This is a genomic window from Nonomuraea sp. NPDC005501, assembly GCF_040605905.1.
Lineage (GTDB): Bacteria > Actinomycetota > Actinomycetes > Streptosporangiales > Streptosporangiaceae > Nonomuraea.
In genome coordinates this window covers 88,683-115,397 of the sequence record NZ_JBEXDT010000011.1, presented here as the reverse complement: position 1 = coordinate 115,397, position 26,715 = coordinate 88,683, and the positions used below count along the sequence as shown (strand labels likewise).

The window sequence follows — 26,715 nt, the reverse complement described above, 5'->3', positions numbered from 1 at the left end:
AGCTTCAACGCCGTGCTCAAGAACGCCCTCGACTACCTGCACCAGGAGTGGCAGCACAAGGCGGCCGGCTTCGTCAGCGCGCGCGGGCCGCCGCCACCGCGACCGCCATGGGGCCCCCGGCCCGCCTGGGCGTTGCCCACCTCGGCGATGCGCTGCATGACGAACCGCTCGTCCATGAACCCCAGCCACCGGTCGAGGTCGATGGCGTAGCGCTTGCGCAGGCCCGGGTCCTTGATGCCGGCCACGATGGGCGCCGCCGCGTCGAGCGCCGCGATCTTGCCCTCGTTGCTGCGCAGGTCGTACCGGCTGATCGTGCTGCGGATGGCGAACTGGAACAGCGGCTCACGGCCGGCGATCAGGTCGCGGACGGCCGCGTCGCCCTGCTTGACACGCAGGTCGCACGGGTCGAGCCCGTCGCCCTGCACGGCCACGTACGTCTGCGTGACGAACTTCTGCTCATCGGCGAACGCCCGCAGGGCCGCCTTCTGCCCGGCGGCGTCGCCGTCGAAGGTGAAGATGACCTCGCCCCTGAACTCGGCCTGGTCGAGCAGGAAGCGCCGCAGCATCTTGATGTGCTCCTCGCCGAACGAGGTGCCGCAGGTGGCCACGGCCGTCGGCACCCCGGCCAGGTGGCAGGCCATCACGTCGGTGTAGCCCTCGACGATCACCGCCTGGGACCGCTTGGAGATCTCCCGCTTGGCCAGGTCGATGCCGTAGAGCACCTGGCTCTTCTTGTACAGCGGCGAGTCGGGCGTGTTGAGGTACTTCGGCCCGTCGTCGGAGTCGAGCAGCTTGCGCGCGCCGAACCCGATCACGTCACCCGTCGCGTCGCGGATCGGCCAGACCAGCCGCCCCCGGAACCGGTCGATCGGCCCCCGGCGGCCCTCCTTGGCCAGCCCGCCCTTGACCAGCTCCTCGGCGGTGAACCCGCGCCCCATGAGGTGGCGGGCCAGCGCCTCCCACTCGGCGGGCGCGTAGCCCACCCCGAAGAGCTCCGCGTCGGCCCGCTCGAACCCGCGCTCGGACAGGAACCGCCGGCCGGGCGCCGCGTCGGGGCTCATGAGCTTGGAGACGTAGAACTCGGCGGCGGCGCGGTGCGCCTCGATGAGCCGAGCCCGCTCGCCGTGGTCGCGCCGCGGCATGTACCCGCCCTGCTCGTACTGGAGCTGGATCCCGGCGCGCTGCGCCAGCCGCTCGACCGCCTCCCCGAACGACAGGTGCTCGATCCGCTCCACGAACGTGATCACGTCACCGCCCTCGGAGCAGCCGAAACAGAAGTACATGCCGCGCTCGGGGGTGACGTTGAAGGACGGGGACTTCTCGTCGTGGAAGGGGCAGAGGCCCTTGAGGTTGCCGCCGCCGGCGTTGCGCAACTGGATGTGCTCGCCGATCACGTCGGCGATGGGGGATCGCTCGCGTACGAGCGCGATGTCGACGTCACGGATGCGGCCAGCCACGCCGGTGAGTCTATTGCGGCGGGCGGACAGATCCCCACCCGGTGGCCGTGGACGGACCCGCTGGAGTGTCCGGTTTGAGGTGATGGGAAGGGTGTTGTCACTTCAGGGCCCGGAAAGCGGAAAACGTGTCCAGCCTGTTGTCCACGTCGGCTACAAAGGTAAAGCTCGGGCTGGATACGGTGACGCGGGTGGAGATCATGCGATCGGGGCATCTGGGACGATGGGTGGCCGTGGCGGCCGCCCTGCTGCTGAGCGGCGCCTGCGCCCAGACGACGACCGGGGTGGAAGGGGTCAGCGCCCAGTCGCCGGAGACCGTGTCGCCGCCGGCGGCGACCGGGGCGACGCCCCTCGTCACCGCGACCATCCCCGACCCGGGCGCCTCGCCGCAGGCGTCCGTCGAGCCGCCCTCGGGCAAGTCGCCCACCAAGGTGCCGCCGCCCCGGCTTTCCGACTACACCTACGCCTTCCCGGTGACCGGCTGCCAGGTCAGCTACCAGCGGCAGCTCCTCGTGCTGCCGAAGACGACGATCTGGACGGGCAAGGGCTGCACGTTCGTCTCCCCCGTGAACGGCGTCGTGGACGAGGTGAACACCGCGAACCGCTGGAGCGCGGCCACCGACCGGGGCGCGGACCGCGAGGGCAGGTTCGTCACGGTCATCGGCGACGACGGCGTCCGCTACCTGGGCGGCCACCTGGACTCGGTCACCGCCGGGATCCGGCCCGGGGTGCGGGTGGCGGCCGGGCAGGCGCTGGGCCGGGTCGGCACGACGGGCAACGCCCGCGCCACCGGGCCGAACCTGTACTTCGCGATCTCCTGGAAGACCGGCCCGTCGTATTGGTGGGTGCGCCGGGGCATGGTGAACCCGTGGCGGTACCTCGACGCGTGGCTGTCCGGCAACAGGACGCTGTCGCCGCGCGAGGAGACGCTCGCCACGCGGGCCCGGCTCGGCGAGACGCCCCGCTGCCAGGTGCAGTGCGCCTCCAAGAAGGAGCCGCGCAAGAAGCGGGAGCCGCGGGCGACGCCGGACCCGGTGATCACGATCACGGTCAACCCGACCTGAGCCGTCCACCGGCCCGAGCCGTCATCCGGCTCGGGCCGTTCTCCGGCGGCGGCTGTCAGTCCGAGGTGAGCTCCTTGGGGTCGACGACGTCGCCGGAGCGGATGCGGTCCTGGATGCCGCCCACGACGTCCCAGACGTTGACGTTCATGCCGGCCACCACGCGCCCCTCGCGCAGCCAGTACGCGACGAACTCCAGGTCGTCCACGGACCCGCTGTGGACGACCTCGTCGTAGCCCGTGGTGTCGCCGGAGAACTCCATGCCCAGGTCGAACTGGTCGGTGAAGAAGTACGGCACGCGGTCGTAGACGACCTCCTGGCCGAGCATGGCGCGGGCGGCGGCGGGGCCGCCGTTGAGCGCGTTGGCCCAGTGCTCCACGTGCAGCCGCCGGCCGTACAGGGGGTTGAACGGCTCCGCGACGTCCCCGGCGGCGTACACGTCGGGGTGGGAGGTGCGCAGCGAGGCGTCGGTGAGGACGCCGCGGCCGACCTCCAGCCCGGCCTCGCGGGCGAGCCCCACCTCGGGGGCGACGCCGATGCCCGCCACCACGAGATCGGCGGCCAGCCGCTCGCCGGTGGTGAGGCGCACGCCCTCCTCGGCGATCTCCGCGGCGCCCGTGCCGAGGCGCAGGTCGACGCCGTTGCGGCGGTGCAGCCCGGCGAACACCTCGCCCAGCTCCGGCCCGAGCACGCGGTGCAGCGGCGTGGGCTCCGGCTCCACCACGGTGACCTCGCAGCCGGCCAGGCGGGCCGCGGCGGCGGTCTCCAGGCCGATCCAGCCGGCGCCCACGACGACGACCCGGCCGGAGCGGCCGCCGATCTCGGCGAGGCGCCGCTTGAGTGCGTCGCTGTCCCCGGCGGTGCGCAGGTAGACGGCGGGGCCGGGCAGCCGCTTCGGCGTCGCCCCGGTGGCCAGCAGCAGCTTGTCGTACGGCCTGCGGGAGCCGCCGGCGAGCGTGACGGCGTGGTCGGCGGGCTCGATCCGGGTGACCGGGGTGCCGAGCAGGAGCTCGACCCCGTTGTCGGCGTACCAGTCCTGGGGATGGACGTAGATCTTCTCCCGCTCGCTCTTGCCCTGGAGGTAGTCCTTGGACAGGGGCGGGCGCTCGTAGGGGCGCTCGTTCTCGGCTCCGACGAGGACGATGTCGCCGTCGAAGCCCTCCTCGCGCAACGTCTGCGCGGCCTTCGCCCCCGCGAGGCCGGCGCCGACGATCAGATATGTGGCCATGGCCGCAGTATCCGCCCCCCGGCCGTGATCCCGGAAGGGAAACGTGGTCAGCCGGACAGGCGCCGGTGCCAGGCGACGGCGGCGGTGTCGGTGAGCGAGGCGATCTGGTCGATCACCACGCGGGTGCGGGCGGCGTCGCCGGACGCGGCGAGGAAGGAGGCCCGGAAGGCGGGCTCCAGGGTGTTCGGCGCGCCGAGCGTGATGAGCGCGGCCAGCTCGGCGATGAGCTCGCGCTGCCTGGCCTGGTTGGCGTGGTGGTCCTCGGTGGTCATCACGTAGTGGGCGGTGACGCCCTTGAGCACGGCGCACTCCAGTTGGGTGGAGCGGGGCACGATGAGGTCCACCCGGTGGCGCATGCCGTACGCCTCCTTGGTGGCGGTCTGCGCGGAGCGGCAGAACCTGCCGATGAGGCCGCTCGTGAGGGCCTTGAGCCCGGCCAGGTCGGCGAAGGTGGCGGCGAAGCCGCGCGGCCAGAGCGGGTCGGCGATCAGGCGGCCGAACGCCTCCTCCAGCTCGGCGCAGTCGGCGTCGGGGGCGTACCAGGCGCGGGCCAGCTCGCACACCTGCCGGCGCTCCTCGGGCGAGCGCAGCGCCTCGGGGGTGACGTGACCGGAGTGCAGCGCGTCCTCCAGGTCGTGGACGGAGTAGGCGACGTCGTCGGCCCAGTCCATGATCTGCGCCTCGAAGCTGACCCGGCCGGGCGGCGCGCCGTCCCTGATCCACTCGAACACGGGCATGTCGTCGTCGTAGACGCCGAACTTCGGCGACACCTCACGGGGCCACGGGTACTTGGTGGCGGCGTCCAGGGCGGCCCTGGTGAGGTTGAGACCGGCGCTGCGGCCGTCCTCGGTGAGGACCTTGGCTTCGAGACGGGTGAGCAGCCGCAGGCTCTGTGCGTTGCCCTCGAAGCCGCCGCAGCCGGCGGCCAGCTCGTTGAGCGCCACCTCGCCGTTGTGGCCGAACGGCGGGTGCCCGAGGTCGTGGGCCAGGCAGGCGGTCTCGACCAGGTCGGGGTCGACGCCGAGGACGGCGCCCATCTCCCTGCCGACCTGCCCGCACTCCAGCGAGTGGGTCAGGCGGGTGCGCGGGATGTGCTGACCGGCACCGACGACCTCGAACGGCCCCACCACCTGGGTCTTCGCGGCCAGGCGGCGCAGCGCGGAGCTGTGCAGGACCCTGGCCCGGTCGCGCTCGAACGAGCCACGCTCGGGGTTGCCGGGCGGCTCGGGCACCCAGCGTGCCTGGTCGTGGTCGTCGTAGCGGGTCATAAGTGCAGTGATTTTATCCACTTTCCGGACTCCGCTAGTGTCAAGTTTCGCGAGAACCCCCTTCCCCGGGAGCCCTCCCCCATGACCACTGCGTTCCGTGCCGTGCTGGCCTTCACCCTGCTCGCAGGGTTCTACGTGCTGGTCGGCCTGATCGTCGGGGCTGCCGTGCTCCTCGACGTGATGCTCATCGTCGACTTCCACGTCAACACGTTGAAGGCGGCGATCGTCCTGACCCTGGCCGCGGGGGCGCTCGTCCGCGCCCTCATCATGGTCAGCCGGCTGAAGGGCGGCGAGGAGCCGGGCGTCTCGGTGACCCGCGAGCAGGAGCCGGTGCTCTGGCAGACGGTCGAGGACCTGGCCCAGCGGGTGCGCACGGCCCCGCCCGCCGAGATCCGCCTGGTGCCCGAGGTGAACGCGGCCGTGTCCGAGGACACCCGCTTCCTCGGCCTGAGGGCGGTCAGGCGGCGCATGTTCATCGGCCTGCCGCTGCTGCAGACGCTGACCGTCGACGAGATGCGGGCCGTGCTCGGGCACGAGCTGGGCCACTACAGCGGCGCCCACACCCGCCTCGGCGCGCCGATCTACCGCGGCAGGGTGTCGCTCATCGCCACCGTGCAGGGGTTGAACGGCCACCCGCTGATCCAGCGGCTGTTCACCGCGTACGCGAAGCTCTACCTGAGGATCTCCCAGGGCGTCTCCCGGCGGCAGGAGCTGGAGGCCGACGAGATGGCCGTGGCGATCGGCGGCCGGCCGGCCATGTCCGAGGCGCTGCGTAAGATCCACGGCACGGCCGCCGCCTGGGACGTCTACGCGCAGACCTACCTGTCGCTGACGGGCGCGGGCGGCATGCGCCCGGCGTCCGTCTTCAACGGCTTCCACGCGCTCATGAACGACCCGGCGCGGCAGGCGGAGGTCGCCGGGCTCGCCGGGCGGCCGGAGGAGACCTCGCCGTACGACTCGCACCCGAGCCTGGCGGATCGGCTGGCCGCGATCGAGCGGCTGCCCGAGCCGCCGCACGTGCCCGACCCCCGGTCGGCGCTCACGCTGCTGCGCGACGCGGGCGTGGCGGCGCACGCGGTGGAGCAGTCGATGTGGACCCCGGAGGCGCTGACGACGCTGCGGCCGGCCTCGTGGGAGGAGGTCGTGGAGCGCGGCATGTTCGCCGCCCGCAACGCCGAGGCGCTGCACGACCTGGCCGTGGCGGGCCAGCGCGTGGTGGGGGCGGGCCGGCCGTACCTGGACGCGGCCTTCGAGGCCATCGCCCAGGGCCGGCAGGAGGAGCTGGCGGTGCGGCTGGCGGAGCTGGGCTGGAGCCCCTCCCCCACGATGCTCGCCGGGGTGCTCGGGCAGGCGCTGGAAGGCGTGCTCATCGAGCACGGCCAGGCCCGGTGGACGCTGTCCTGGTCGGGCCCGGCGCGGCTGCTGTACGACGACGGCGAGGAGGTGGCGCTGGCCGAGTACGCGGCCCAGGTGGCCGCCAACCCGCCGGCCGTGGCCGGGCTGCGCAAGTGGCTGGGCGACCACGGGGTGCGCCACGACTACGTGCCGGTCCCCGACGAGGACCGGCCCGCGCCGGCGCCGGGCCTGCCCGCCTGACCGGCCCGGGCGTGGTTCTGCCCGGGCCGCCTCGCGTCAGCGGGTGTCGGAGTCGTTCTGGCTGAGCGCGGCCCGCCCGGCCTCCAGGCGGGCGACCGGGATGCGGAACGGCGAGCAGGACACGTAGTCGAGCCCGGCCTCGTGGCAGAAGTGCACCGAGTCGGGGTCGCCGCCGTGCTCGCCGCAGATGCCGAGCTTGAGCCCCGGCCGGGCCGCGCGGCCCTCGTCGGCGGCGAGCCGCACCAGGCGGCCGACCCCGTCGCGGTCGAGCGTCTCGAACGGGGAGACGCCGAACATGCCGAGCTCCAGGTAGCGCGAGAAGAACGCCGCCTCCACGTCGTCGCGGGAGAAGCCCCACGTCATCTGCGTCAGGTCGTTGGTGCCGAAGGAGAAGAACTGCGCGGCCTCGGCCACCTGGCCGGCCGTCAGCGCCGCCCGCGGCGTCTCGATCATCGTGCCGATGAGGGCGTCCACCCCGGCCTCGGCCAGGATGCCGGCCGCCTCCTCGCGGACCGCCTCCAGCTCCTGCACGGCGGCCACGAGCGGGATCATGATCTCCGGCCGGGCTCCGGGCACCTCCTTGGCGGCCTGGGCGATGGCGCGTACCTGCATGGCGAACAGGCCGGGGATCACCAGGCCGAGCCGTACGCCGCGCAGGCCCAGCATGGGGTTCTGCTCGTGCAGCCGCTTGACCGCGGTCAGCAGCGCGCGGTCCTTGTCCGACGCCTCGCCCGCGCCCGCGTCGGCGAGCGCCACGCGGACCGACAGGTCGGTGAGGTCGGGCAGGAACTCGTGCAGCGGCGGGTCGATGAGGCGGATCGTGACCGGCAGGCCGTCCATGGCCCGGAAGATGCCGGCGAAGTCGGCGCGCTGCAACGGCTCCAGCGCGTCGAGCGCCGCCTGCCGCTCCTCCTCGCCGGAGGCGAGCACGAGGTCCTCGACCAGCCGGCGCCGCTCGCCGAGGAACATGTGCTCGGTGCGGCACAGGCCGATGCCCTGGGCGCCGAACCGGCGGGCCCTGGCCGCGTCCTCGGGGGTGTCGGCGTTGGCCCGCACGCCGAGGCGGCGCTTCTCGTCGGCGTGCCGCATGATCCGGTCCACGGCCCGCACCAGGGAGTCGTCCTCGCGTACGGCCTCCTTGCCCTCGAAGTACTCGACCACCGGCGAGTCCACCACCGGCACCTCCCCGACGAACACCTCGCCGGTCGTGCCGTCGATGGAGATGACGTCGCCCTCCGAGACGGTTACGCCGCCGGGCGCGGCGAACCGCCGCTCCTCGATCGACACCTCCAGCTCCTCGGCCCCGCAGACGCAGGTCTTGCCCATGCCGCGGGCGACGACGGCCGCGTGCGAGGTCTTGCCGCCCCGGCTGGTGAGGATGCCCCGGGCGGCGATCATGCCGGACAGGTCGTCGGGGTTGGTCTCGCGGCGTACGAGGATGACGTCCTCGCCCTGCCCGGCCAGCTCGACGGCGCGCTCGGAGGAGAAGACGGCCTTGCCGACGGCCGCGCCGGGCGAGGCGTTCATGCCCTTGGCGATGCGCGACTTGGCGGCGTCGGCGTCGAAGCGCGGGAACATGAGCTTGGCGAGCTGGTCACCGGTGACGCGGGTGACGGCCTCGTCGATCGAGATCAGGCCCTGGTCCACGAGCTGGGTGGCGATGCAGAACGCGGCGGCGGCGGTGCGCTTGCCGACCCGGGTCTGCAGCATCCACAGCTTGCCGCGCTCGATGGTGAACTCGATGTCGCACAGGTCCCGGTAGTGGTTCTCGAGCGTGGCCATGATCTCCAGCAGCTCGTCGTAGCAGCGCTTGTCCAGGCGCTCCAGGTCCTGCAGCGGGATCGTGTTGCGGATGCCGGCGACGACGTCCTCGCCCTGCGCGTTCTGCAGGTAGTCGCCGTAGACGCCCTGCTGGCCGGAGCCGGGGTCGCGGGTGAAGGCGACGCCGGTGCCGGAGTCGTTGCCGCAGTTGCCGAAGACCATGGCCACGATGTTGACCGCGGTGCCGAGGTCGGCGGGGATGCGCTCCTGCCGGCGGTACAGGATGGCGCGGGGGGCGTTCCAGGAGTCGAAGACGGCCATGACGGCCAGGCGCATCTGCTCGCGGGGGTCGGCGGGGAACTCGCGGCCCGCCTGCTCGTGGACGATGCCCTTGAACGTCTCGACGAGGCCCTGCAACTCGCCCGCGTCGAGGTCGGTGTCCTCCCGGTCGCCCTTGAGCCGGTCGAGAGCCCCCTCGAAGTGCGCGCCGTCGATGCCGAGCACGGTCTTGCCGAACATCTGGATGAGCCGCCGGTAGGAGTCCCAGGCGAAGCGTTCGTTGCCGCCGGCCTGCTTGGCCAGGCCGTGGACGGACTCGTCGTTGAGGCCGATGTTGAGGACGGTCTCCATCATGCCGGGCATGGAGAACTTGGCGCCGGAGCGGACGCTGACGAGCAGCGGGTCGTCGGTCTGGCCGAGCTTCCTGCCCATGGCCTGCTCCAGCTCGTCCAGGTGCCGCTCGACCTCCTCCTGGAGGCCGTCGGGCACCCTGCCCTCGGCGAGGTAGTACCGGCATGCCTCCGTGGTGATCGTGAATCCGGGAGGCACGGGCAGCCCCAGATTCGTCATCTCGGCGAGGTTCGCTCCCTTGCCGCCGAGAAGGTCCTTGAGATTTCTGTTGCCCTCGGTGAAGTCGTAAACGTACTTGGCCACCACAGCTCCAATCAACGCCTCTGCCGGGGACTCTACCGGCGAGAATGATGAAGAAACCGCACTCATCGGTTAAGTCATCGTTTCCCCTGATGGGAGGGGTGTCACCGGTCTAATCCAATTAATATTCCGTTGATCGGGAAATTGGTTTATACCAGTGGTTTACACCAATTCTTGGGAAAGACCGGGGGCCTGTGCAGAATCAGATGATCCGCTGCGGGAGGGGCTCATGGCCGCGCTCCTCACGCTGTTCCACGAGCGGGCCGCCGGGAGGGTCCACGCGCCGGCGCGCGCGCTCACCGTGTCGTGGCGCCGCGGCCGCCGAGCGCACGGATGAACGTCACGGGCCCGTCAGTGAACATCGGCCCCTCGGCGGGCCGGGCACGGGCCCCTCGGCGGGCCGGGCGCGGGCTCCTGCCGTGGCCCGGGACGGCGACGGCCGGGGGCTCGTGGGGAGCCGCCCGGCCGTCGTGTCGTGTCGTGTCGTCGTACGGTGTGTCGTCGTACGGTCGTGCTGTCGTGTCGTCGCGCTGCCGTGCGCGTCAGTCGTTGAGGTGCTGGCGCAGGTAGGACTGGACCTGGTCGAGGCTGATGCGCTCCTGGGCCATGGTGTCGCGCTCCCGGATCGTCACCGCCTGGTCCTCCAGGGTGTCGAAGTCGACGGTGATGCAGAACGGCGTGCCGATCTCGTCCTGGCGGCGGTAGCGGCGGCCGATCGCGCCCGCGTCGTCGAACTCGACGTTCCACCGGCGGCGGAGCTGGGTGGCCAGGTCACGGGCCTTGGGCGACAGGTCGGCGTTGCGCGACAGCGGCAGCACCGCGACCTTGACCGGGGCGAGCCGGTGGTCGAGGCGCATGACCGTGCGCTTCTCCATGACGCCCTTGGCGTTGGGCGCCTCGTCCTCGGTGTAGGCGTCGAGCAGGAAGGTGAGGGTCGCCCGGTCGACGCCGGCGGCCGGCTCGATCACGTACGGGACGTAGCGCTCACCGGTGTCCTGCTCGAAGAAGCTGAGGTCGACGCCGGACGCCTTGGAGTGGGCGGTCAGGTCGAAGTCGGTGCGGTTGGCGATGCCCTCCAGCTCGCCCCACTCCGAGCCGGCGAAGTTGAAGCGGTACTCGACGTCGACGGTGCGCTTGGCGTAGTGGGACAGCTTCTCCTTCGGGTGCTCGAAAAGCCGGAGGTTGTCCTTGTTGATGCCCAGGTCGGAGTACCAGCGGAAGCGCTCGTCGATCCAGTACTGGTGCCACTCCTCGTCGGTGCCGGGCTTGACGAAGAACTCCATCTCCATCTGCTCGAACTCGCGGGTGCGGAAGATGAAGTTGCCCGGGGTGATCTCGTTGCGGAACGACTTGCCGATCTGGCCGATGCCGAACGGGATCTTCCTGCGCGCCGACTGCTGCACGTTGAGGTAGTTGATGAAGATGCCCTGCGCGGTCTCGGGGCGCAGGTAGGCCAGGCCCGACTCGTCCTCGACCGGGCCGAGGTAGGTCTTCAGCAGACCGCTGAACTGCCGCGGGTCGGTGAAGGCGCCCTTGTTGCCGCAGTTGGGGCAGGTGATGTCGGCCAGGCCGTGCTCGGGGGCGCGGCCGTTCTTCTCCTCGTACGCCTCGAGGAGGTGGTCGGCGCGGAAGCGCTTGTGGCAGGACTGGCACTCGGTGAGCGGGTCGGTGAAGGTCTCGACGTGACCGCTGGCCTGCCAGACCTCGCGGGCCAGGATGACGCAGGAGTCGAGGCCGACCACGTCGTCGCGCGCCTGGACCATCGACTGCCACCACTGGCGCTTGACGTTGTTCTTGAGCTCGACGCCCAGGGGTCCGTAGTCCCACGACGCACGCAGACCGCCGTAGATCTCGCTCGACGGGTAGACGAGCCCGCGGCGCTTGGCGAGGCTGACGATGGTGTCCATGACGTCTGTACGGCGTGCCATGTGGTTGGGTCTCTTTCCGGCTGGAGGTCGGCGAGGGGATGGATGAGCTCCCAGCTTAGGGGACGTGGCGGGCCCCTCGCGCGGGAGTAGTTGCTACGCCCGGTCTTGTAGGTAAACGTCCTCGAACGCGCTCGGTTCGTGGACCATGAGGATCATCAGTGGATACATCGCCATTCTGGCGGCCGACAGGGCACGGCGGTAGAAACCGGCCCCCTCCCACTCGCTGACCAGGGCCCACAGGTTGGGCTCGTCGACGGAGCGGGCCAGCCTGCCCCGCACGTAGCCGGGCTGGCCGGCGAGGGTGTCGAGGATGGCGTGGCCCTGCTTGATGAAGTCCTGGGACTGGGACTCGGGAACGGTGTAACGGATGACGGCGAGCACGCACCCAGGATGTCAGAGGATCTCCCGGGCCCGTGCCGTTCCCGCGGCGCTAGGCTCGGCCCGTGGCCACCAACGGCAGAGGGCACGGCAGAGGGCACGGCAAGGGCGCAGGCGCGGGCAAGGGGGCGGGCGGCATGACGGGCAAGGCGAGACGGCCGTTGCCGCCGGGCGAGCGGTTCTTCACGCCGGGCGCGACCGGCCTGCGCCAGGCGGTCGAGGCGCGCAGCGCGGTCCCGATGACGTACCTGTTCACGCAGGTGCCCCGATGGGTGGCGCCCGCCGCGCTGGTGATCCTGCTGCTGGCCGGGTTCGCGGTGGCCAATCCGCTGGGCGGCGTGGCCGTCGTGCCGGTGATCGCCTTCGTCGGCTGGCTGGCGTACCTGTCGTGGCCGTCGCTGGGGGTGGGCGGGAAGCTGCTGCGGGTCGCCACGCTGACCTTCCTCGTGCTCCTGGCGGCGACCCGCTTCGGCGCGTTCTGACGAGTTCCCGGGAACGAATTCCAGGGCGGCGGCAGGTGTCGCGTCTCTACGGCAGCAGCGTGCAGTGCGGGAAGTTGCCCGGCAGGCGTTCGCCGTCCGCGCCGATGGTGGCGGTCCGCACCAGCAGCTCGCCGCCGACGAACGCGCCGCGCCACGACGCCCCGAGCCCGCCGAACAGCTCCTCCCTGTCGCCCCGCGAGCGCGGCCGGTTGTGCCCCACCTTGAACGCCCGCACCTCCGGCGCCAGGCGGTGGAAGGTCTCCTCCTCGTCGCACGACAGCGTGGCCACCAGCGCGCCGTTGCTGGCGTTCATGGCGGCCAGCAGCTCGGCCTCCGTGTCGACCAGCACGATGGTGTCCACCGGGCCGAACGGCTCGGCGTGGAAGAGGGACGAGGAGCGGGGCGGGTTGAGGAGCGCCGTCGGCGCGAAATACGCCGAAATATCCTGCCCCGGCAGGAAATGGCCGGCTTCGAGTGATGCTCTGTGCACGGGGATCCCGCCCCTGGCCACCGCCTCGTCCACCTGGTCGGCCAGCTCCTTGGCCTTGGAGGCGTTGATCAGCGGCCCGAAGTCCAGCTCGGGCAGCGGGTCGCCGGGTGCGGCCACGGCGAGCGGATGGCCGAAGCGGAGCGACTCCACCGCCGTCAGGTACGCCCGCAGGAACTCGTGGAACAGCGACCGCTGCACCACGAACCGCGGATAGGCGGTGCACCGCTGCTTGCCGTAGTCGAACGACGCCCGGATCTGCCGGGTGAGCAGGTCCCAGTCGCCGTACTCCCAGACGCCCCAGCAGTTCAACCCCTCCTGCTCCAGCACGTGCCTGCGCCCGACGTCGGCCAGCGAGGTCGCCACCTTGGCGCCCGCGTCCCTGCCGCCCACGAACGACACGCTGCCCAGCGACCGTCCGCCGGCGAGCACCGGCGACAGCTCCGCGCCCCCGCCGCTCACCAGCGTGAACGGCAGCCCCTCGCGCACGGCCAGCGCGCAGGCGAGCGTGAGGCAGCACAGCCCGCCGTCCGTGGGCGTTTTGGCGATCACCGCGTTGCCGGCCAGCGCCTGGACGAGCATGGCGTGCATGAGCACGCTCATCGGGTAGTTCCAGCTCGCGATGTTGCTGACGGGGCCGGGCAGCGCCCGCCGCCCGGCGATCATGCGGTCGATCTCGTCGACGTACCAGCGCACGCCGTCCAGGCAGCGGTCCACGTCCGCGCGGGCGGTCTTCCACGGCTTGCCGATCTCCCAGACCAGCAGCAGGGCCAGCAGGTCGCGGTGGGCGGCCATGGACGCGACGGCGGCGGACACCATGGCCCTGCGGTCGGCGAGCGGCGTGCGCCGCCACCTCTGGTGCTCCTCCACCGCGCCCGCCACCGCGCGTGCCGCGCCCGCGCGGTCGAGCCTGGGCGGGCCCGCGACGGCGGTCCCGTCCAGCGGCGAGAAGCCGGGCGCGGGGCGCCCGTCGCGGTGCCAGGCTCCACCCCAATGGTTGAGCACCCGGTCGTCGTGGAACGCCTCGGGCGCCGCCGCGCGGCATCCGCTGTAGGCGTCGGGCCAGGCCGTACCCGGCTTGAGCTGCATGAGCGCTCCCCTCAGTCGGACCAGTCCGCCGTGATGAGTTCGGGCAACGGCTCGAACTCCTTGATCGCGTCCAGCGCCGGGCCCATGGCGGCGTTGGCCTCGCGCTCCACCATCACCTCGACCAGAACCGGCAGCCGCTCCCGCGCCGACTCGGCCGACGCCCAGGCCAGGGCGTCCCGGATGTCGCCCGGCAGCTCCACCCTGCGCGCCGGGCAGCCGAACGCCTCCATGGCCTTGACATGGTCGATGCCGCCCTCCCCGTAGTGCAGGTCCACGGCGTAGTTCATGCCGTACGGGATCTCGGCCTGCCGGATCAGGCCCAGGTACTCGTTGTTGATCATGACGATGACGAAGGGGATCCGGTGCTGCGCGGCCACCGCGACCTCCTCCATGAGGAACTGGAAGGAGTAGTCGCCGACCACCGCCACGACCTGCCGCCCGGGATGCGCGCACTTCACGCCCATGGCCGCGGGCACCTCCCAGCCCAGGGGCCCGGCCTGGCCGCAGACCAGGTAGCGGCGCGGCAGGTAGGTCGTCTGGAACTGGCCGGACCAGATCTGGTAGAGCCCGATGGCGGTGACGAACGTGGTGTCCCTGCCGAAGTACTCGTTGATCTCCTTGAACACCCGCGGCGGCTTGATGGGCACGTCGTCGAAGTCGTCGCGGCGCGCCATCGTCGCGCGCAGCCCGGCGATCTTCCGGGTCCACCTGCCGGGCTCCCTCGGCCCGCCGCGGCGGCGCGCCTCCTCCAGCAGCTGCGCCAGCACCGGCCTGGCGTGGCCGACGATGCCGAGGTCGGGCTCGAAGACCCGGCCGATCTGCGTGGGCTCGATGTCGACGTGGACGAACGTGCGCCCCCTGCGGTAGACGTCCAGGTCGCCGGTGTGCCGGTCGCCGAAGCGGGCGCCCACGGCCAGGACCAGGTCACTGGCCAGGAACGCGGCGTTGCCCCAGCGCGTCTGGGTCTGGACGCCCGCCATGCCGGCGAACAGCGGGTGGTCCTCGGGGAAGGCGCCCTTGCCCATGAGGGTGACCTGCACGGGCACCTGGAGGTACTCGGCCAGCGCGAGCAGCTCCTCCGCGGCGTCGGCGACGATCACGCCGCCGCCGGCCAGGATGATCGGCCGCCTGGCCCGCGTGACCAGGTCCACGGCCTCGCGCACGGCCCGGGGCAGCGGCAGGGGCCGCTCGACGGGCAGCGGCGCGTCCAGCTCCCGGTCGTACCGGCAGGTCCCGCGCTGGACGTCGAGCGGCAGGTCGACGAGCACCGGGCCGGGGCGTCCCGAGCGGGCGACGCGGAACGCCTCCCTGAACACCCACGGCGCCTGCGCGGGCTCCTTGAGCTGCACCGCCCACTTGGTCACCGGGCGCGCCACCTCGACGATGTCGACCGCCTGGAACGCCTCCTGGTGCAGCCTGGAGGAGACCGCCTGCCCGGTGACGCAGATCATCGGGATCGAGTCGGCGAGGGCGGTGTAGAGGCCGGTGATCATGTTGGTGCCGGCGGGGCCGGAGGTGCCGACGCAGACGCCGACGTTCCCGGTCACCCGGGCCCAGCCGTCGGCCGCGTGGGTGCCGCCCTCCTCGTGGCGTACGGTGACGTGCCTGATCGAGCTGTGCTGCAGCGCGGCGTAGAAGGGCAGGATGGCCGCGCCCGGGATGCCGAAGACGGTGTCCACGCCCTCCGACTCGAGGACCGCGACCACGGCCTCCATGCACGGAATTCTCTTCACCCGTTGAGCCTTTCGATCACCTTGAGCAGGGCGGAGTGGTCGAGCGAGCCGTGGCCCTGGGCCCTGGCGGCGGCCACCAGCCAGGCGACCTGGCCGGTGAGCGGCAGGCTGACGCCGGCCTCGCGGGCGGCGGCGACGGCGATGCCCATGTCCTTGTGGTGCAGGTCGATCCGGAAGCCCGGGGAGAACTCCCGCCTGACCATGGTGTGCCGCTTGAGCTCCAGGATCCTGGAGCCCGCCAGGCCGCCCGCGAGCACGTCGAGCCCCGCCACGGGGTCCACGCCGGACGCCTCCAGCAGCACGATGGCCTCCGAGACGAGCCCGTAGATGCCACCGACGACGAGCTGGTTGGCCGCCTTCACGGTCTGTCCCGCGCCGGCCGGGCCGACGTGCACCACGGTGGTGCCCAGGGTCCGGAGGATCGGCCTGGCCGCCTCGACGTCCTCGGCCGCTCCGCCCACCATGATCGACAGAGTGCCGTCGACGGCGCCGCGCTCGCCGCCGCTGACGGGGGCGTCCAGCGCCCGCACGCCGGCGGCCGCGGCCTGGCTCGCGACCCGGCGGGAGGTGCCGGGCCTGACGGTGCTCATGTCGACGAAGAGGAGGTTCGGCCGGCCGTACTCGACGACCAGCGGCGCGACCTCCTCGACCTGCGGCGAGTCGGGCAGCATCGTGATCACCGCCTCGGCGCCGCCCACCGCCTCGACCACGCCGGACGCGCCCTTGCCGCCCAGGGCGACGAGCTGCTCGACCCGCTCGGCACTCAGGTCATACCCGGTCACAACATGTCCGGCCTTGAGGAGGTTGGCGGCCATCGGGCTGCCCATGATCCCCAAGCCGATGAACCCGATGTTCATGCCCGCCTCCAGTCGAACGCGCCTGGTCCCTCGTGCCGGTACTCCAGGCCGACGCGGCCGCGATAGCCCGCCGCCTCCAGCCGGGCGAAGATCTCGTCGTACGGCATGCGCCCGCTGCCCGGCCGGCCCCTGCCGGGGTCGTCGGCGATCTGCACGTGACCGAACCTGGCGCAGTGCCGGTCGATGAGCTCCAGCACGTCCTCGCCCATCCGGTGCAGGTGGTAGAGGTCGGCCAGGAAGGCGACGTTCTCCCTGCCGACCTCGTCGATCAGCTCGAACGCCGCCTTCGACGACGTGATCGGATATCTCGGGTTCTCATGGGAGTTGAGGGCTTCGACCACCACGGTCGCGCCGATGCCCGCCGCCGCGTCGGCCGCCCTGCGCAGGTTCGCCACGGCCAGGGCCCTGTCGGTGCCCGGGTCGTTGCCGTACAGGGCGTTGAGCACCCCGCAGCCCAGCTCGCCCGCCAGCCGCACGGCCACGTCGATGTTGGCCCGGAACCGGGCGGAGCCGTCCGGCCTGGCCAGCAGGCCGCGCTCGCCGGCCGCCATGTCGCCCGCGTCGAGGTTCAGCCCCACGAGGCGGACGCCGGCGTCCTCGATCGCGCTCCGCAGGTCCCCCAGCTCCCCGCCCGAAGGCTCCGGCCCGTCGAACGGCCACCACAGCTCGACGGCGTCGAACCCGGCCGCGGCCGCCGCGGCGGGCCGCTCCAGCAGCGGCAGATGAGTGAACAGGAGGGAGAGATTGACGTCGACGTTCATGCCGGCATCGCCGCACGCAGGAGGCGGGCCGTCTCGGACGGGGTGCGGCCGACGCGGACGCCGGCCGCCTCCAGGGCCTCCTTCTTGGCCTGGGCGGTGCCGGACGACCCGGACACGATCGCGCCCGCGTGCCCCATCGTCCTGCCCTCCGGCGCGGTGAAGCCGGCCACGTAGGCGACCACGGGCTTGGTGACGTTCGCCGCGACATGGGCGGCGGCCCGCTCCTCGGCGTCGCCGCCGATCTCGCCGATCATGACGATGGCGTCCGTGCCGGGATCGTTTTGGAACGCCTGGAGACAGTCGATGTGCGTGGTCCCGACGACCGGGTCGCCGCCGATGCCGACGGCGGTGGAGAAGCCGAGGTCGCGCAGCTCGTACATGAGCTGGTAGGTCAGCGTGCCCGACTTCGACACCAGCCCGATGCGCCCGGCCGTGGTGATGTCGGCGGGGATGATGCCGGCCGACGACTGGCCCGGGCTGATCAGGCCGGGGCAGTTGGGCCCGATGATCCTGGTCCGGCCGCGCGCGAGGGCGCGGAAACGCACGGCGTCGTGCACGGGGACGCCCTCGGTGATGACCACGCACAGCGGCACGCCCGCCGCCACGGCCTCCTCCACGGCCGAGCCGGCGAACCGCGGCGGCACGAACACCACCGACACGTCGGCCCCGGTCTCCGCCACCGCCTCCGCCACCGAGCCGAACACGGGAACCAGGCGCTCGCCGAAGTCCACCGACCGCCCGCCCTTGCCGGGCGTCACCCCGGCCACCACGTCGGTGCCCGCGGCCAGCATGCGGCTCGTGTGCCTGCTGCCCTCCGCGCCGGTCATGCCCTGCACGAGCACCCGGCTGTCCTTGGTGAGGAAGATCGCCATCACGCACCTGCCGCGAGTCTGGCCGCCGTCTCGGCGGCGCCGTCCATGGTGGCGGCCTGCCGGATCGCCGGGTGCCTGGCGTCGCTGAGGATCCGCCGGCCCACCTCGGCGTTGTTGCCGTCCAGCCGTACGACGACGGGTCTGGACAGCCCGCGGTCGCCGAGGAGCCCGAGTGCGGTGACGATGCCGTCGGCCACCGCGTCGCAGGCCGTGATGCCGCCGAAGACGTTGACCAGCACCGAGCGCACGTCCGGGTCGGCCAGGACGATCTCCAGCCCGTCGGCCATGATCCCGGCGGACGCGCCGCCGCCGATGTCCAGGAAGTTCGCGGGGGCGGCGCCGGCCCCGGCGACCACGTCGAGGGTGCTCATGACCAGGCCCGCGCCGTTGCCGATGACGCCGACCCGCCCGTCCAGTTTCACGTAGTTGAGTCCCTTGGCCCTGGCGCGGGACTCCAGGTCGTCCGTCCCCTCGTCGTAATCCCAGGAATGCCGGAAGGCGGAGTTGCCGTCCAGGGTGACCTTGCCGTCGAGGGCCACGACGCGCTGGTCGGCGGTTTGGACCAGCGGGTTGACCTCGACCAGCAGGGCGTCCTCCGCGACCAGGACCCGCCACAGCCTCTCCAGCACCTCGGCCGCCTGACCGGGCAGGCCGGCCCGGGCGGCCAGCGACCGCGCGGTGTCCGCGTCGACGCCCGTCACCGGGTCGATCGGCAGCTTCACCAGGGCGCCGGGGTCGGCGACCGCCAGTTCCTCGATCTCCATGCCGCCCCGGGCGGACACCATCGCCAGGAAGCCGGCCTCGGCCCGGTCGACGAGGAAGGCCGCGTAGTACTCCGCCGCCGGCACGGTCGCGGCCTCGACCAGCACGCTGCGGGCGATGTGTCCTTTGACGTCCATCCCGAGGATGCGCCCGGCCTCCGCCTCGGCGGCGACCGGGTCACGGGCGGTCCCGATCCCGCCCGCCTTGCCACGTCCGCCGGTCCTCACCTGGGCCTTGACGACAACGGGCGCGCCCAGCTCGGCCGCCACCGCGCGGGCCTCGCCGGGGGTGGCCACGACCTTGCCCGCGGGGACCGGGATCCCGTGACTCCGGAAGAGCTCCTTCGCCTGGTATTCGTACAGGTCCATTCGAGCCTCCTTTGTAGACGGTATACCGTATGGAATATGCTCCGTCTAGGGGCTCGACAGGCGGCGGTTCGCTGGATATTCCATACAGTATGGAGAATGCAATCAAGGACTGGCGCGGCCGCGCCTACCTCCCCGGCCCCGTCCCCGCCGACCGCGCACGCATGTTCGGGCTGGCCTGGGGCGCCATGGCGGCGATCAGCCCGCTCCAGTACGGCTACGCCGCCCTCCTCGCCGGGGAGGCGCCCGGGCTCGCCCTCGTGGCCGCCTGGATCGCCTGCCAGGCCATGGGCGCGCTCCCCGCGCTCCACCTGGTACGGCGGGGCAGCCTCGGTGTCCGCCCCTGCCTGGCCGCGGGAGCCGTCCTGAGCTGCGCCGGCCTCGCCACGGCCGCCCTGCCGGTGGGCGGCCCCGGGGCGCTCGTGGGTTACGCGCTGCTCGGCGGGCTCGGCGCGGGCCTGGTCTACGGGGTCTGCGGCGAGGTGGTGTCCGCCTGGTACCCGGAGCGCCCCGCCGCCAGGGTCGCCCTGATCACCGGAGCGTTCGGGTACGGCGCGGTGCCCCTGCTGGTCTGGGCGGGGATCGCTCCCGGCGCGACGGGCGCCGCGTTCCTCGTGGCCGCCGTCGTGGCGGCGGCGGTCATCGGGGCCGCGGCCCGGAATCTGCGCCTGCCCCCGTCCCTGTGGTGGCCGGGGGACGTGGACCCGCGCACGCACGCGCTGGACGCCGCCCGGCTGCGCGCGATCCCCGAGGCTTCCAGGCAGTTCCGGCTCGGCCAGGCGCTGCGCACGCCCGCGCTGGCGGCGCTGGCCCTGGTCCTCGTCTGCGCGGGCGCGGTGTCCGTCTTCGACGTGATCGTCGTCGCCGGGACCGGCTCGTGGGGCGCGGCGGCCGTCCTGGTGGCGCTCAACGGGGCCGGCCGGTCGGCGGCCGTGCGCTGCTCCGAGCTGTTCGGCCGCCGTCGCGTGCTCGCCACCGTCCTGACCGCCCTGGCCGCCGGACAGGTCCTCCTGGCGGCGGCCCTGCACGACGGCACCACGCCCGGCGGCGGCCCGCTGCTGTGGCTCGGCGCCGTGGCCGCCGGGCTCGGCGGCGGGGCGTTCTACCCGCTGCTCGCCGGCCTGGTGAGGGAGTTCTTCGGCGTCGAGCGGGCAGGCGAGATCCACGCCGTCGTCTACAGCGCCAAGGCCCTGGCCGGAGTGGCCGCCGTCGCCCTGGCCCTGCTCGCCCTGGGCTCCCCCGTGGCGGCGCTCGGCCTGGCCGCCGCCCTCGCCTGCGTCCCCGCACTGGCGGTGCCCCGCCTGCGCGTCCCGGGTCTTCCCGCCACCCTGCCGCTGTGATCAGGGTCACGGCGAGGAAGGAAGCATAGACAGTATGCTGTAGGCAGTCGACCAAAAACATTCACTGGAGACGTGACCATGTTGCTGTCGGATGAGGCCGGTCAAGTGGCGCACGCCAAGATCTCCCGCCCTGCCACGCTCCGGGAGAGCGTCATCGAGGCCATCCAGGAGCTCATCGTCTCCGGGCAGCTCAAACCGGGTCAGCACCTGGTCGAGAGCGAGCTGGCCGAGCTGCTCGGCGTGTCCAGGCAGCCGGTCCGGGAGGCGCTGCAGCAGCTCAGCGGCGAGGGCTGGGTCGACCTGTTCCCGGGCCAGGGCGCGTTCGTGCACGTCCCGACGGTGGAGGAGGCCGACCAGCTGCTGGCCGTACGGGCGCTGCTGGAGACCGAGTCCGCCCGGCTGGCCGCCAAGAACGCGGGCGACGACGGCGTCAGGCGCCTGCGCGCCCTGTGCGCGCGGGGCATCGCGGCGGTCCAGGCCGACGACGTCGACTCCGCCGTGGCGACCAACTCCGAGCTGCACGCCCTGGTGACCGCCCTGTCGGGCAACAAGGTCCTGTCCGAGCTGGCCGGCCAGGTGGCCAGGCGAGTGCGATGGTACCACACCCCGGTGGCCCGCCGGCGCGGCATGACCTCGTGGGAGGAGCACACCGCGCTGATCGACGCCATCGAGGCGGGCGACGAGGCCCGCGCGGCGCAGATCATGCGCGAGCACACCGAGCACACGCGCGCCTCGTACATGGCGCAGCGGGAGGACGAGCCGGCCGAGCCCGCGCCCAAGCCGGTACGGCGACGCCGCCGGCTCGGTTGACCAGAGGTTCACCCAAGCCCACATGCTCCGGAACACCTCGGGCAGAGGATGGAGCCGTACGGATCGGAGGGTCATGACATGAAGCCGCTCATCCGCTTTCTCCTCGGTGATCCCCCCGGCCAGGCGGCGGACGGCCGGGCCATCGGCCTCGGCCTGAGCACGGCGCTCAGGAAGCACCGCTCCGCCGACGACGCGGACCGCTACCTGCGCGCGTGGGCAGCCGCGGAGCACGGCGTCCACGACTGCCCACGGCGCTGAGCCGCGGCGGGAGCCGGACCGCCTCCCGGCCGCGGCATGGTCAGGGCTCACGGGGTCACGGCTCCACGGGCTCGGGTTCCACCCCCTCCGAGGCCCCCTGCGAGGCTCCCTGTGAGGCCCGCTCCGACGCCGGGGCCGACGCCCTGGCGTCGCGGGCCGACTTGACGAGACTCAGCACCGTGGTGACGGCCAGAGTGCCGACGATCACGCCGAGGGACACCAGGATCGGGATCTTCGGCGCCCATGGCACGCCGTCGTGGTGCAGGGCCTCCAGGATCAGCTTCACGCCGATGAAGGCCAGCACCACCGACAGCCCCTTGCTCAGATAGACCAGCCGGTCGAGCAGGCCGCCGACGAGGAAGAAGAGCTGCCGCAGCCCCATGAGGGCGAAGGCGTTGGCGGTGAAGACCAGGTAGGGCTCCTTGGTGAGTCCGAAGATGGCCGGGATCGAGTCGAGCGCGAAGAGCAGGTCGGTGGTCCCGATGGCGACCATGACGATCAGCATCGGGGTGACCATCCTGCGCCCGAGGTGCACGGTGAGCCGGGCGCCGTGATAGGTGTCCGTGGCCGGGAGCACCCGGCGCACCGCGCGCAGGGCGACGTTCTCGGAGAACTCCGCCTCCCCGTCCTCGTGCCCGACCAGCTTCCACGCGGTGTAGACGAGGAAGGCGCCGAACACGTAGAACAGCCAGTCGAACCTGGCCACCGCCTCCGCCCCGGCCGCGATGAACGCCCCGCGCATGACCAGCGCCAGGATGATGCCGATGAGCAGCACCTTCTGCCGGTACTCCCGGGGGACCCGGAAACGGCTCATGATCAGCAGGAAGACGAACAGGTTGTCGACGCTCAGCGAGTACTCGGTGATCCAGCCGGCGAAGAACTCGCCGCCGTGCGCGGGGCCCGACAGCAGCAGGAGGCCGGCGCCGAACGCCGCGGCCAGGCCGACGTAGAACGAGACCCAGGCCACGCACTCCTTGAAGGAGGGCTCGTGCGGTTTCCTGGCGACGAGCCAGAAGTCCACCGCGAGCACGGCGGCGAAGCCGCCGATCGTGGTGAGCCAGATCCAGGCGGGCAGGTTCACCGGCGCGCCCCCTTCCGCGCGCGCAGCATGCCGGCGTGCCGTACGTAGCGGCCGAGCAGCGCCTCGGCCGGCGGGTTGACGGCCGCGCGGCGCATCAGCCAGTACGGCATGATCCGCTCGTGCAGCCAGACGAAGCCGATCGCGAAGCCCAGGCTCACCATGGCCTGGTACGCCAGGAACGGCAGGACGCCGTCGGCCGGGCCGGCCCCCGCGAGGATCTCCTGCGCGAGCCGGGACACCGGGAAGGCCGCCACCCAGTACAGGCCCACGGGCCCGAAGGTCCCCGGCCGGAACACGCCGTGGCCGAGCAGCACGCCGTACAGGCCGCCGAAGAGGGCGAGCGGCACGGCGAGCGCCAGGGCCGACAGCGCGGCCAGTCCGGCGGGCTGCCTCGCGAAGAGGGTCAGCCCGCCGGCCATGGCTCCGGCGACGGCTCCGATCGACGCGCCCGGCAGGGCGAGTTCGAGGCTGTGCCGTCCGCCCATCAGCCCACGACCACGCCGTAGGCGAACAGGCTGTAGAAGAGCATCCCGAGGTAGAACAGCGCCCCGAACCCGATGATCAGGTTCGTCCACCATCTCGGCCTGATCGGCTTGGGCAGCATGCGGTTGTTCACCAGGAGCAGGGTCACGCAGTACGCGCCCATCGCGAACGTGGACAGGAACGCCAGCGTGTCCAGGATCCCGCTCGGGCCGTCGGCGGGCCCGAACAGCAGGATCAGGATGCCGAAGATGATCACGCCCCACAGGAACACCCCGTACAGGCGCGACATGCCGAGCCGCTTGGCCCCGGGCACGAAGTTGTAGGTCATGTCCGCCTGCCCCCGGGAGAAGGAGTCGAACAGCCCCAGGGTCGCGTTCAGGCCGATGAGCGCGATGAACCCGAGGAAGACCGCCCCGAGCGCCGAGCTGCCCGCCGAGGAGACGGCGTTGGCCATCGCGGTGAGCGCGACCTCGCGGTCGTCGCCCTGGATGACGGCGCGCACGCCCGGGTCGAGCCGCACCGCCGACTGGGCGATCACCGTGAACGAGATCGTCACCAGCATGGTGATGCCCCAGAACAGCAGCAGGGCGTCGAACGTCACCCAGCGCCGCCAGCCCTTCCACTTGGCCATCTCGGCCGAGTCCTCGGTGTCGAACATGAACCCGCGCGCGGGCATCTCCTCTTCCTTGCCCGCGTGCCGCAGCCCGCGGATCTGCGGGATGTGCGCGCCCATGCCGGCCCCGGAGTCGCGCAGGTGCAGGGTGTACCACATCTGCTGCATGCCGGAGGGCCCGGCGAAGGCGCACGCCCCCACGATGACGGGGAACCAGGTCGCCGACATGGCCTGCTGCGGCAGGTAACCGAAGGAGAACATGCCGGTGAGCGTGGAGGCCACGTCGCTCCAGGAGCCGACCATGGCCGCGATCACGGCTGTGCCGATCACGAGCGCGCCGATGAGCAGCGACAGCACGTTCTCCAGCACGTTGTAGATCACCTTGGCCAGGCTGAAGACCACGCCGACCAGGACGAGCCCGACGACGGCGGTCACCATCCACGGGATGCCGGTGATCTCCTCGAACGCCGCCGCCCCGGCCGACAGGTGTCCCGGCCAGATGTAGACGGCGATGGCCGCGACGAAGAAGAACCACATCAGCGGCTTGAACACCCTCGCGGCGCCGGAGAAGATGCTCTCCCCCGTCGCCATGGCGTAGCGCGCCATCTCCAGCATCACCACGGCCTGGAGCGTGACGCCGATCAGGAACAGCCACCTGATCTCGGGCCCGAACAGCAGCACCAGTCTGGGCCACATGTACGACTCGCCCATGCCCACGCCCAGCGCGACGAGGAAGACCGTCGGCCCGAGAATGTGCACCGACGGAGGCGCGTCGGGCAGCTTCCTGATGGGCATCGGCTCAAGCCGGCCCGCTTTCCATACTCGTTCGTCCTCGACCGGCGGCGTGGCCGTCGCCGGAGGGGTGTGCGATGTGTCCACCTACGGACCTCCTGGAGGTTTGTCCCTTCCTAGAGCGCCCCGAAGCCCCTCACCCGCTCGACTGCGCCTGGCTCGTTCAGCGCAGCAGCCCCGCGGCCCTGGCCCACCGATACTTGGCTCCGAGGACCGCCACGGGCTTCTCCGTCGTGTACGGGTACGCGACCACGCCGTGCTCGAACAGGTACTCGCTGGCCTCCTCAACCTCGGTGTCGCCGGCGAGCGACGCCACGACCGGCTTGACGTTGCCCTTCGCCCGCTCCTCCGCCACCACGCGGGCGACGAGCTCGGCGAAGACCATCGGCGGCGTCACGATCGTGTGCCAGTAGCCCAGGACCAACGCGTGGATGCGCTCGTCGGCCAGGCCGAGGCGGACCGTGTTCTCGTACGTGGACGGGGGTTCGCCGCCGGTGATGTCGATGGGGTTGCCCGCCGCGCCGAACGGCGGGATGTGGGCGCGGAACGCCGCGTCCAGGTCGGGCGGGATGTCCATGAGCCTCAGCCCGGCGTCCACGACGGCGTCCGACAGCAGCACGCCGGAGCCGCCCGCCCCGGTGATGATGACGACGTTCTCGCCCCGGGGCGCGGGCAGGACCGGCAACGCGCGGGCGTACTCCAGCATGTCGTTGAGCCCCGGCGCGCGCACGACCCCGGCCTGCCGCAGGATGTCGTCGTACACCTTGTCGTCGCCGGCCAGCGCGCCCGTGTGCGAGCCCGCCGCCCGCGCGCCCATCGCGGTGCGGCCGGCCTTGAGGACGATGACCGGCTTGTGCCTGACGACCCTGCGCGCCGCCTCGACGAAGCCGCGACCGTCCTTGAGGTCCTCCAGGTGCATGGCCACGGCCTTGGTGTTGTCGTCCTGCTCGAAGAAGGTCAGCAGGTCGTCCTCGTCCACGTCGGCCTTGTTGCCGACGCCGACGATGGCCGAGACGCCCATCCCGGTGGTCCGGCTGAAGCCCAGGATGGCCATGCCGATGCCGCCGCTCTGCGAGGTCAGCGCCACGCTGCCCTTGACGTCGTACGGGGTGCAGAACGTCGCGCAGAGGCTCTCCGGCGTGTAGTAGTAGCCGTAGATGTTGGGGCCGAGGATGCGTACGCCGTGCCGGCGCGCGATCTCGACGATCTCCTTCTGGCCCTCGACGTTCCCCGTCTCGGCGAAGCCCGACGGGATCATGATCGCGCCCGCCACGCCCTTCCTCCCCGCCTCCTCCAGCGCGGCCGCGACGAACGCGGCGGGGATCGCGAAGACGGCCACGTCCACGTCGCCCGGGACGTCGGAGATGCTCTGGTACGCGGTCAGCCCCATGATCTCGTCGGCCTTGGGGTTGATCGGGAGGATCCGGCCCCTGTAGCCGCCGTCGATGAGGTTGCGCATGACGGAGTTGCCGATCTTGCCGTTCTCGGCGGAGGCGCCGATCACGGCCACCGCGCGGGGCTTGAAGATCCGCGTCATCTGCCCGAGGATCTCCTCGCGCGTCCGCCGGACCACCTCCACCGGCCTGTCCCCGACGAGGACGCGCACGTCGGCCGCGACGGCGCCGTTCGCGTCGGCGAAGACGGGGTTGAGGTCCACCTCGACGATCTCGGGGACGTCTGTCACCAGCCTGCCGACGCGCTCGATGAGGTCCGCGAGCGCCCGCCGGTTCGCGGGCTCGGCGCCACGGACGCCCCGCAGCACCTCGGCGGCCCTGATGTCGTCCAGCATCCCCAGGGCCTCCTCGCCCGAGACGGGGGCGAGCCGGAAGGTCACGTCCTTCAGCACCTCGACCAGGACGCCGCCCAGTCCGAAGGCGACGATCTTGCCGAACGTGGGATCGGTGACGGCGCCGACGATGACCTCGTGGCCGCCGCCGACGAGCTGCTGCACCTGGACGCCGTCGATCCTGGCGTCGGGGTCGTGGGCGCGGGCGTTGGCGAGGATCGTGTCGTAGCCCTCGCGGACCTCCTCGGCGGTCCGCAGCCCGACGAGCACGCCGCCGGCGTCGCTCTTGTGCAGGATGTCCGGCGAGACGATCTTCAGCACCACGGGGAGGCCGATGCTCCTGGCCAGCTCGGCGGCCTCGTCGGCGGAGGCGGCCAAGCCCTCGCCGGGAGTGGCGATGCCGTACTCCTCGCACAGCCTGCGCCCCTCGGGAGCCGTCAGGGCCGTGCGGCCCTCGGCGAGCGCCTTCTCGATCACTTCGCGGACTGTGCCCGTGGTCGCGCTCCCCACGGGTCCTCGCTGGTCACGCGGGCTGCCGCT

At 72.1% G+C, this 26,715-nt stretch carries 21 protein-coding genes and 1 pseudogene; 6 read left to right on the top strand and 16 right to left on the bottom strand.

What is annotated here, in order from left to right:
- Window positions 1-140: 140 nt before the first annotated feature.
- A pseudogene (gene dnaG, locus ABZS51_RS09250) lies at window positions 141-1,457 on the bottom strand (DNA primase); the annotation flags it as partial.
- 197 nt (window positions 1,458-1,654) lie between these two features.
- On the opposite strand from dnaG, the gene ABZS51_RS09245 reads away from it, so the two are divergent.
- On the top strand, window positions 1,655-2,518 hold the full coding sequence (locus ABZS51_RS09245; RefSeq protein ID WP_355438038.1) for a peptidoglycan DD-metalloendopeptidase family protein: 864 nt from the start codon (window positions 1,655-1,657) through the stop codon (window positions 2,516-2,518).
- Window positions 2,519-2,573: 55 nt separating this feature from the next.
- On the opposite strand, the gene ABZS51_RS09240 is transcribed toward ABZS51_RS09245, so the two are convergent.
- Together ABZS51_RS09240 and ABZS51_RS09235 are read right to left on the bottom strand one after the other, a co-directional pair.
- The gene (locus tag ABZS51_RS09240) at window positions 2,574-3,743 is read right to left on the bottom strand and encodes an FAD-dependent oxidoreductase (RefSeq protein ID WP_355438024.1); all 1,170 of its coding nucleotides are present in this window, start codon (window positions 3,741-3,743) and stop codon (window positions 2,574-2,576) included.
- Window positions 3,744-3,790: 47 nt separating this feature from the next.
- Window positions 3,791-5,011 (bottom strand): deoxyguanosinetriphosphate triphosphohydrolase, encoded by a 1,221-nt coding sequence (locus ABZS51_RS09235; protein WP_355438022.1) that lies wholly within the window; start codon window positions 5,009-5,011, stop codon window positions 3,791-3,793.
- A gap of 81 nt (window positions 5,012-5,092) precedes the next feature.
- Here ABZS51_RS09235 and ABZS51_RS09230 point away from each other — a divergent pair, with 81 nt between their 5' ends.
- Complete coding sequence (locus tag ABZS51_RS09230) at window positions 5,093-6,607, top strand: M48 family metallopeptidase (RefSeq protein ID WP_355438020.1); 1,515 nt, start codon at window positions 5,093-5,095, stop codon at window positions 6,605-6,607.
- A 36-nt stretch (window positions 6,608-6,643) separates the two neighbouring features.
- On the opposite strand, the gene ppdK is transcribed toward ABZS51_RS09230, so the two are convergent.
- From ppdK to ABZS51_RS09215, 3 genes are all read right to left on the bottom strand, one after another.
- Window positions 6,644-9,301, bottom strand: a complete 2,658-nt coding sequence (gene ppdK, locus ABZS51_RS09225) for a pyruvate, phosphate dikinase (RefSeq protein WP_355438018.1) — start codon at window positions 9,299-9,301, stop codon at window positions 6,644-6,646.
- A 539-nt stretch (window positions 9,302-9,840) separates the two neighbouring features.
- Window positions 9,841-11,226, bottom strand: a complete 1,386-nt coding sequence (locus ABZS51_RS09220; protein ID WP_355438016.1) for a glycine--tRNA ligase — start codon at window positions 11,224-11,226, stop codon at window positions 9,841-9,843.
- 93 nt (window positions 11,227-11,319) lie between these two features.
- Window positions 11,320-11,607, bottom strand: a complete 288-nt coding sequence (locus ABZS51_RS09215; RefSeq protein ID WP_355438014.1) for an antibiotic biosynthesis monooxygenase — start codon at window positions 11,605-11,607, stop codon at window positions 11,320-11,322.
- 62 nt (window positions 11,608-11,669) lie between these two features.
- Here ABZS51_RS09215 and ABZS51_RS09210 point away from each other — a divergent pair, with 62 nt between their 5' ends.
- Window positions 11,670-12,086 (top strand): DUF6703 family protein, encoded by a 417-nt coding sequence (locus ABZS51_RS09210; RefSeq protein WP_355438012.1) that lies wholly within the window; start codon window positions 11,670-11,672, stop codon window positions 12,084-12,086.
- Between the two features lie 46 nt (window positions 12,087-12,132).
- On the opposite strand, the gene ABZS51_RS09205 is transcribed toward ABZS51_RS09210, so the two are convergent.
- The 6 genes from ABZS51_RS09205 to sucC are packed head-to-tail and all read right to left on the bottom strand — an operon-like array spanning window position 12,133 to window position 19,015.
- The gene (locus ABZS51_RS09205; RefSeq protein WP_355438010.1) at window positions 12,133-13,662 is read right to left on the bottom strand and encodes an aldehyde dehydrogenase family protein; all 1,530 of its coding nucleotides are present in this window, start codon (window positions 13,660-13,662) and stop codon (window positions 12,133-12,135) included.
- An 11-nt stretch (window positions 13,663-13,673) separates the two neighbouring features.
- A complete protein-coding gene (gene gcl / locus ABZS51_RS09200; protein ID WP_355438008.1) occupies window positions 13,674-15,395 on the bottom strand; it encodes a glyoxylate carboligase in 1,722 nt (573 codons plus the stop codon).
- Entirely contained in the window at window positions 15,392-16,252 is an 861-nt protein-coding gene (locus ABZS51_RS09195; RefSeq protein WP_355438006.1) for an NAD(P)-binding domain-containing protein, read from the bottom strand. Before ABZS51_RS09195 ends, gcl begins: the two co-directional genes overlap by 4 nt.
- Window positions 16,249-17,013, bottom strand: coding sequence for a TIM barrel protein (locus ABZS51_RS09190; RefSeq protein WP_355438004.1), 765 nt, complete (start codon window positions 17,011-17,013; stop codon window positions 16,249-16,251). The genes ABZS51_RS09195 and ABZS51_RS09190 overlap by 4 nt, the downstream gene beginning before the upstream one ends.
- Complete coding sequence (gene sucD / locus ABZS51_RS09185; protein ID WP_355438002.1) at window positions 17,010-17,885, bottom strand: succinate--CoA ligase subunit alpha; 876 nt, start codon at window positions 17,883-17,885, stop codon at window positions 17,010-17,012. Before sucD ends, ABZS51_RS09190 begins: the two co-directional genes overlap by 4 nt.
- Window positions 17,885-19,015, bottom strand: coding sequence for an ADP-forming succinate--CoA ligase subunit beta (gene sucC / locus ABZS51_RS09180; RefSeq protein WP_355438000.1), 1,131 nt, complete (start codon window positions 19,013-19,015; stop codon window positions 17,885-17,887). Before sucC ends, sucD begins: the two co-directional genes overlap by 1 nt.
- Window positions 19,016-19,104: 89 nt before the next feature.
- Here sucC and ABZS51_RS09175 point away from each other — a divergent pair, with 89 nt between their 5' ends.
- The 3 genes from ABZS51_RS09175 (at window position 19,105) to ABZS51_RS09165 (ending at window position 21,420) form a co-directional block, all read left to right on the top strand.
- Window positions 19,105-20,352 (top strand): MFS transporter, encoded by a 1,248-nt coding sequence (locus ABZS51_RS09175; RefSeq protein WP_355437998.1) that lies wholly within the window; start codon window positions 19,105-19,107, stop codon window positions 20,350-20,352.
- A 78-nt stretch (window positions 20,353-20,430) separates the two neighbouring features.
- Entirely contained in the window at window positions 20,431-21,162 is a 732-nt protein-coding gene (locus tag ABZS51_RS09170) for a GntR family transcriptional regulator (RefSeq protein ID WP_355438036.1), read from the top strand.
- Between the two features lie 78 nt (window positions 21,163-21,240).
- Entirely contained in the window at window positions 21,241-21,420 is a 180-nt protein-coding gene (locus ABZS51_RS09165) for a hypothetical protein (protein ID WP_355437996.1), read from the top strand.
- Between the two features lie 55 nt (window positions 21,421-21,475).
- On the opposite strand, the gene ABZS51_RS09160 is transcribed toward ABZS51_RS09165, so the two are convergent.
- The 4 genes from ABZS51_RS09160 to ABZS51_RS09145 all read right to left on the bottom strand — a co-directional run bounded on the left by ABZS51_RS09160 (window position 21,476) and on the right by ABZS51_RS09145 (window position 26,652).
- Complete coding sequence (locus ABZS51_RS09160; protein ID WP_355437994.1) at window positions 21,476-22,501, bottom strand: TerC family protein; 1,026 nt, start codon at window positions 22,499-22,501, stop codon at window positions 21,476-21,478.
- Window positions 22,498-22,986, bottom strand: a complete 489-nt coding sequence (locus tag ABZS51_RS09155) for a hypothetical protein (RefSeq protein ID WP_355437992.1) — start codon at window positions 22,984-22,986, stop codon at window positions 22,498-22,500. Before ABZS51_RS09155 ends, ABZS51_RS09160 begins: the two co-directional genes overlap by 4 nt.
- Window positions 22,986-24,476 (bottom strand): Nramp family divalent metal transporter, encoded by a 1,491-nt coding sequence (locus ABZS51_RS09150; RefSeq protein WP_355437990.1) that lies wholly within the window; start codon window positions 24,474-24,476, stop codon window positions 22,986-22,988. Before ABZS51_RS09150 ends, ABZS51_RS09155 begins: the two co-directional genes overlap by 1 nt.
- 76 nt (window positions 24,477-24,552) lie before the next feature.
- Window positions 24,553-26,652, bottom strand: coding sequence for an acetate--CoA ligase family protein (locus ABZS51_RS09145; protein ID WP_355437988.1), 2,100 nt, complete (start codon window positions 26,650-26,652; stop codon window positions 24,553-24,555).
- Window positions 26,653-26,715 lie beyond the last annotated feature (63 nt).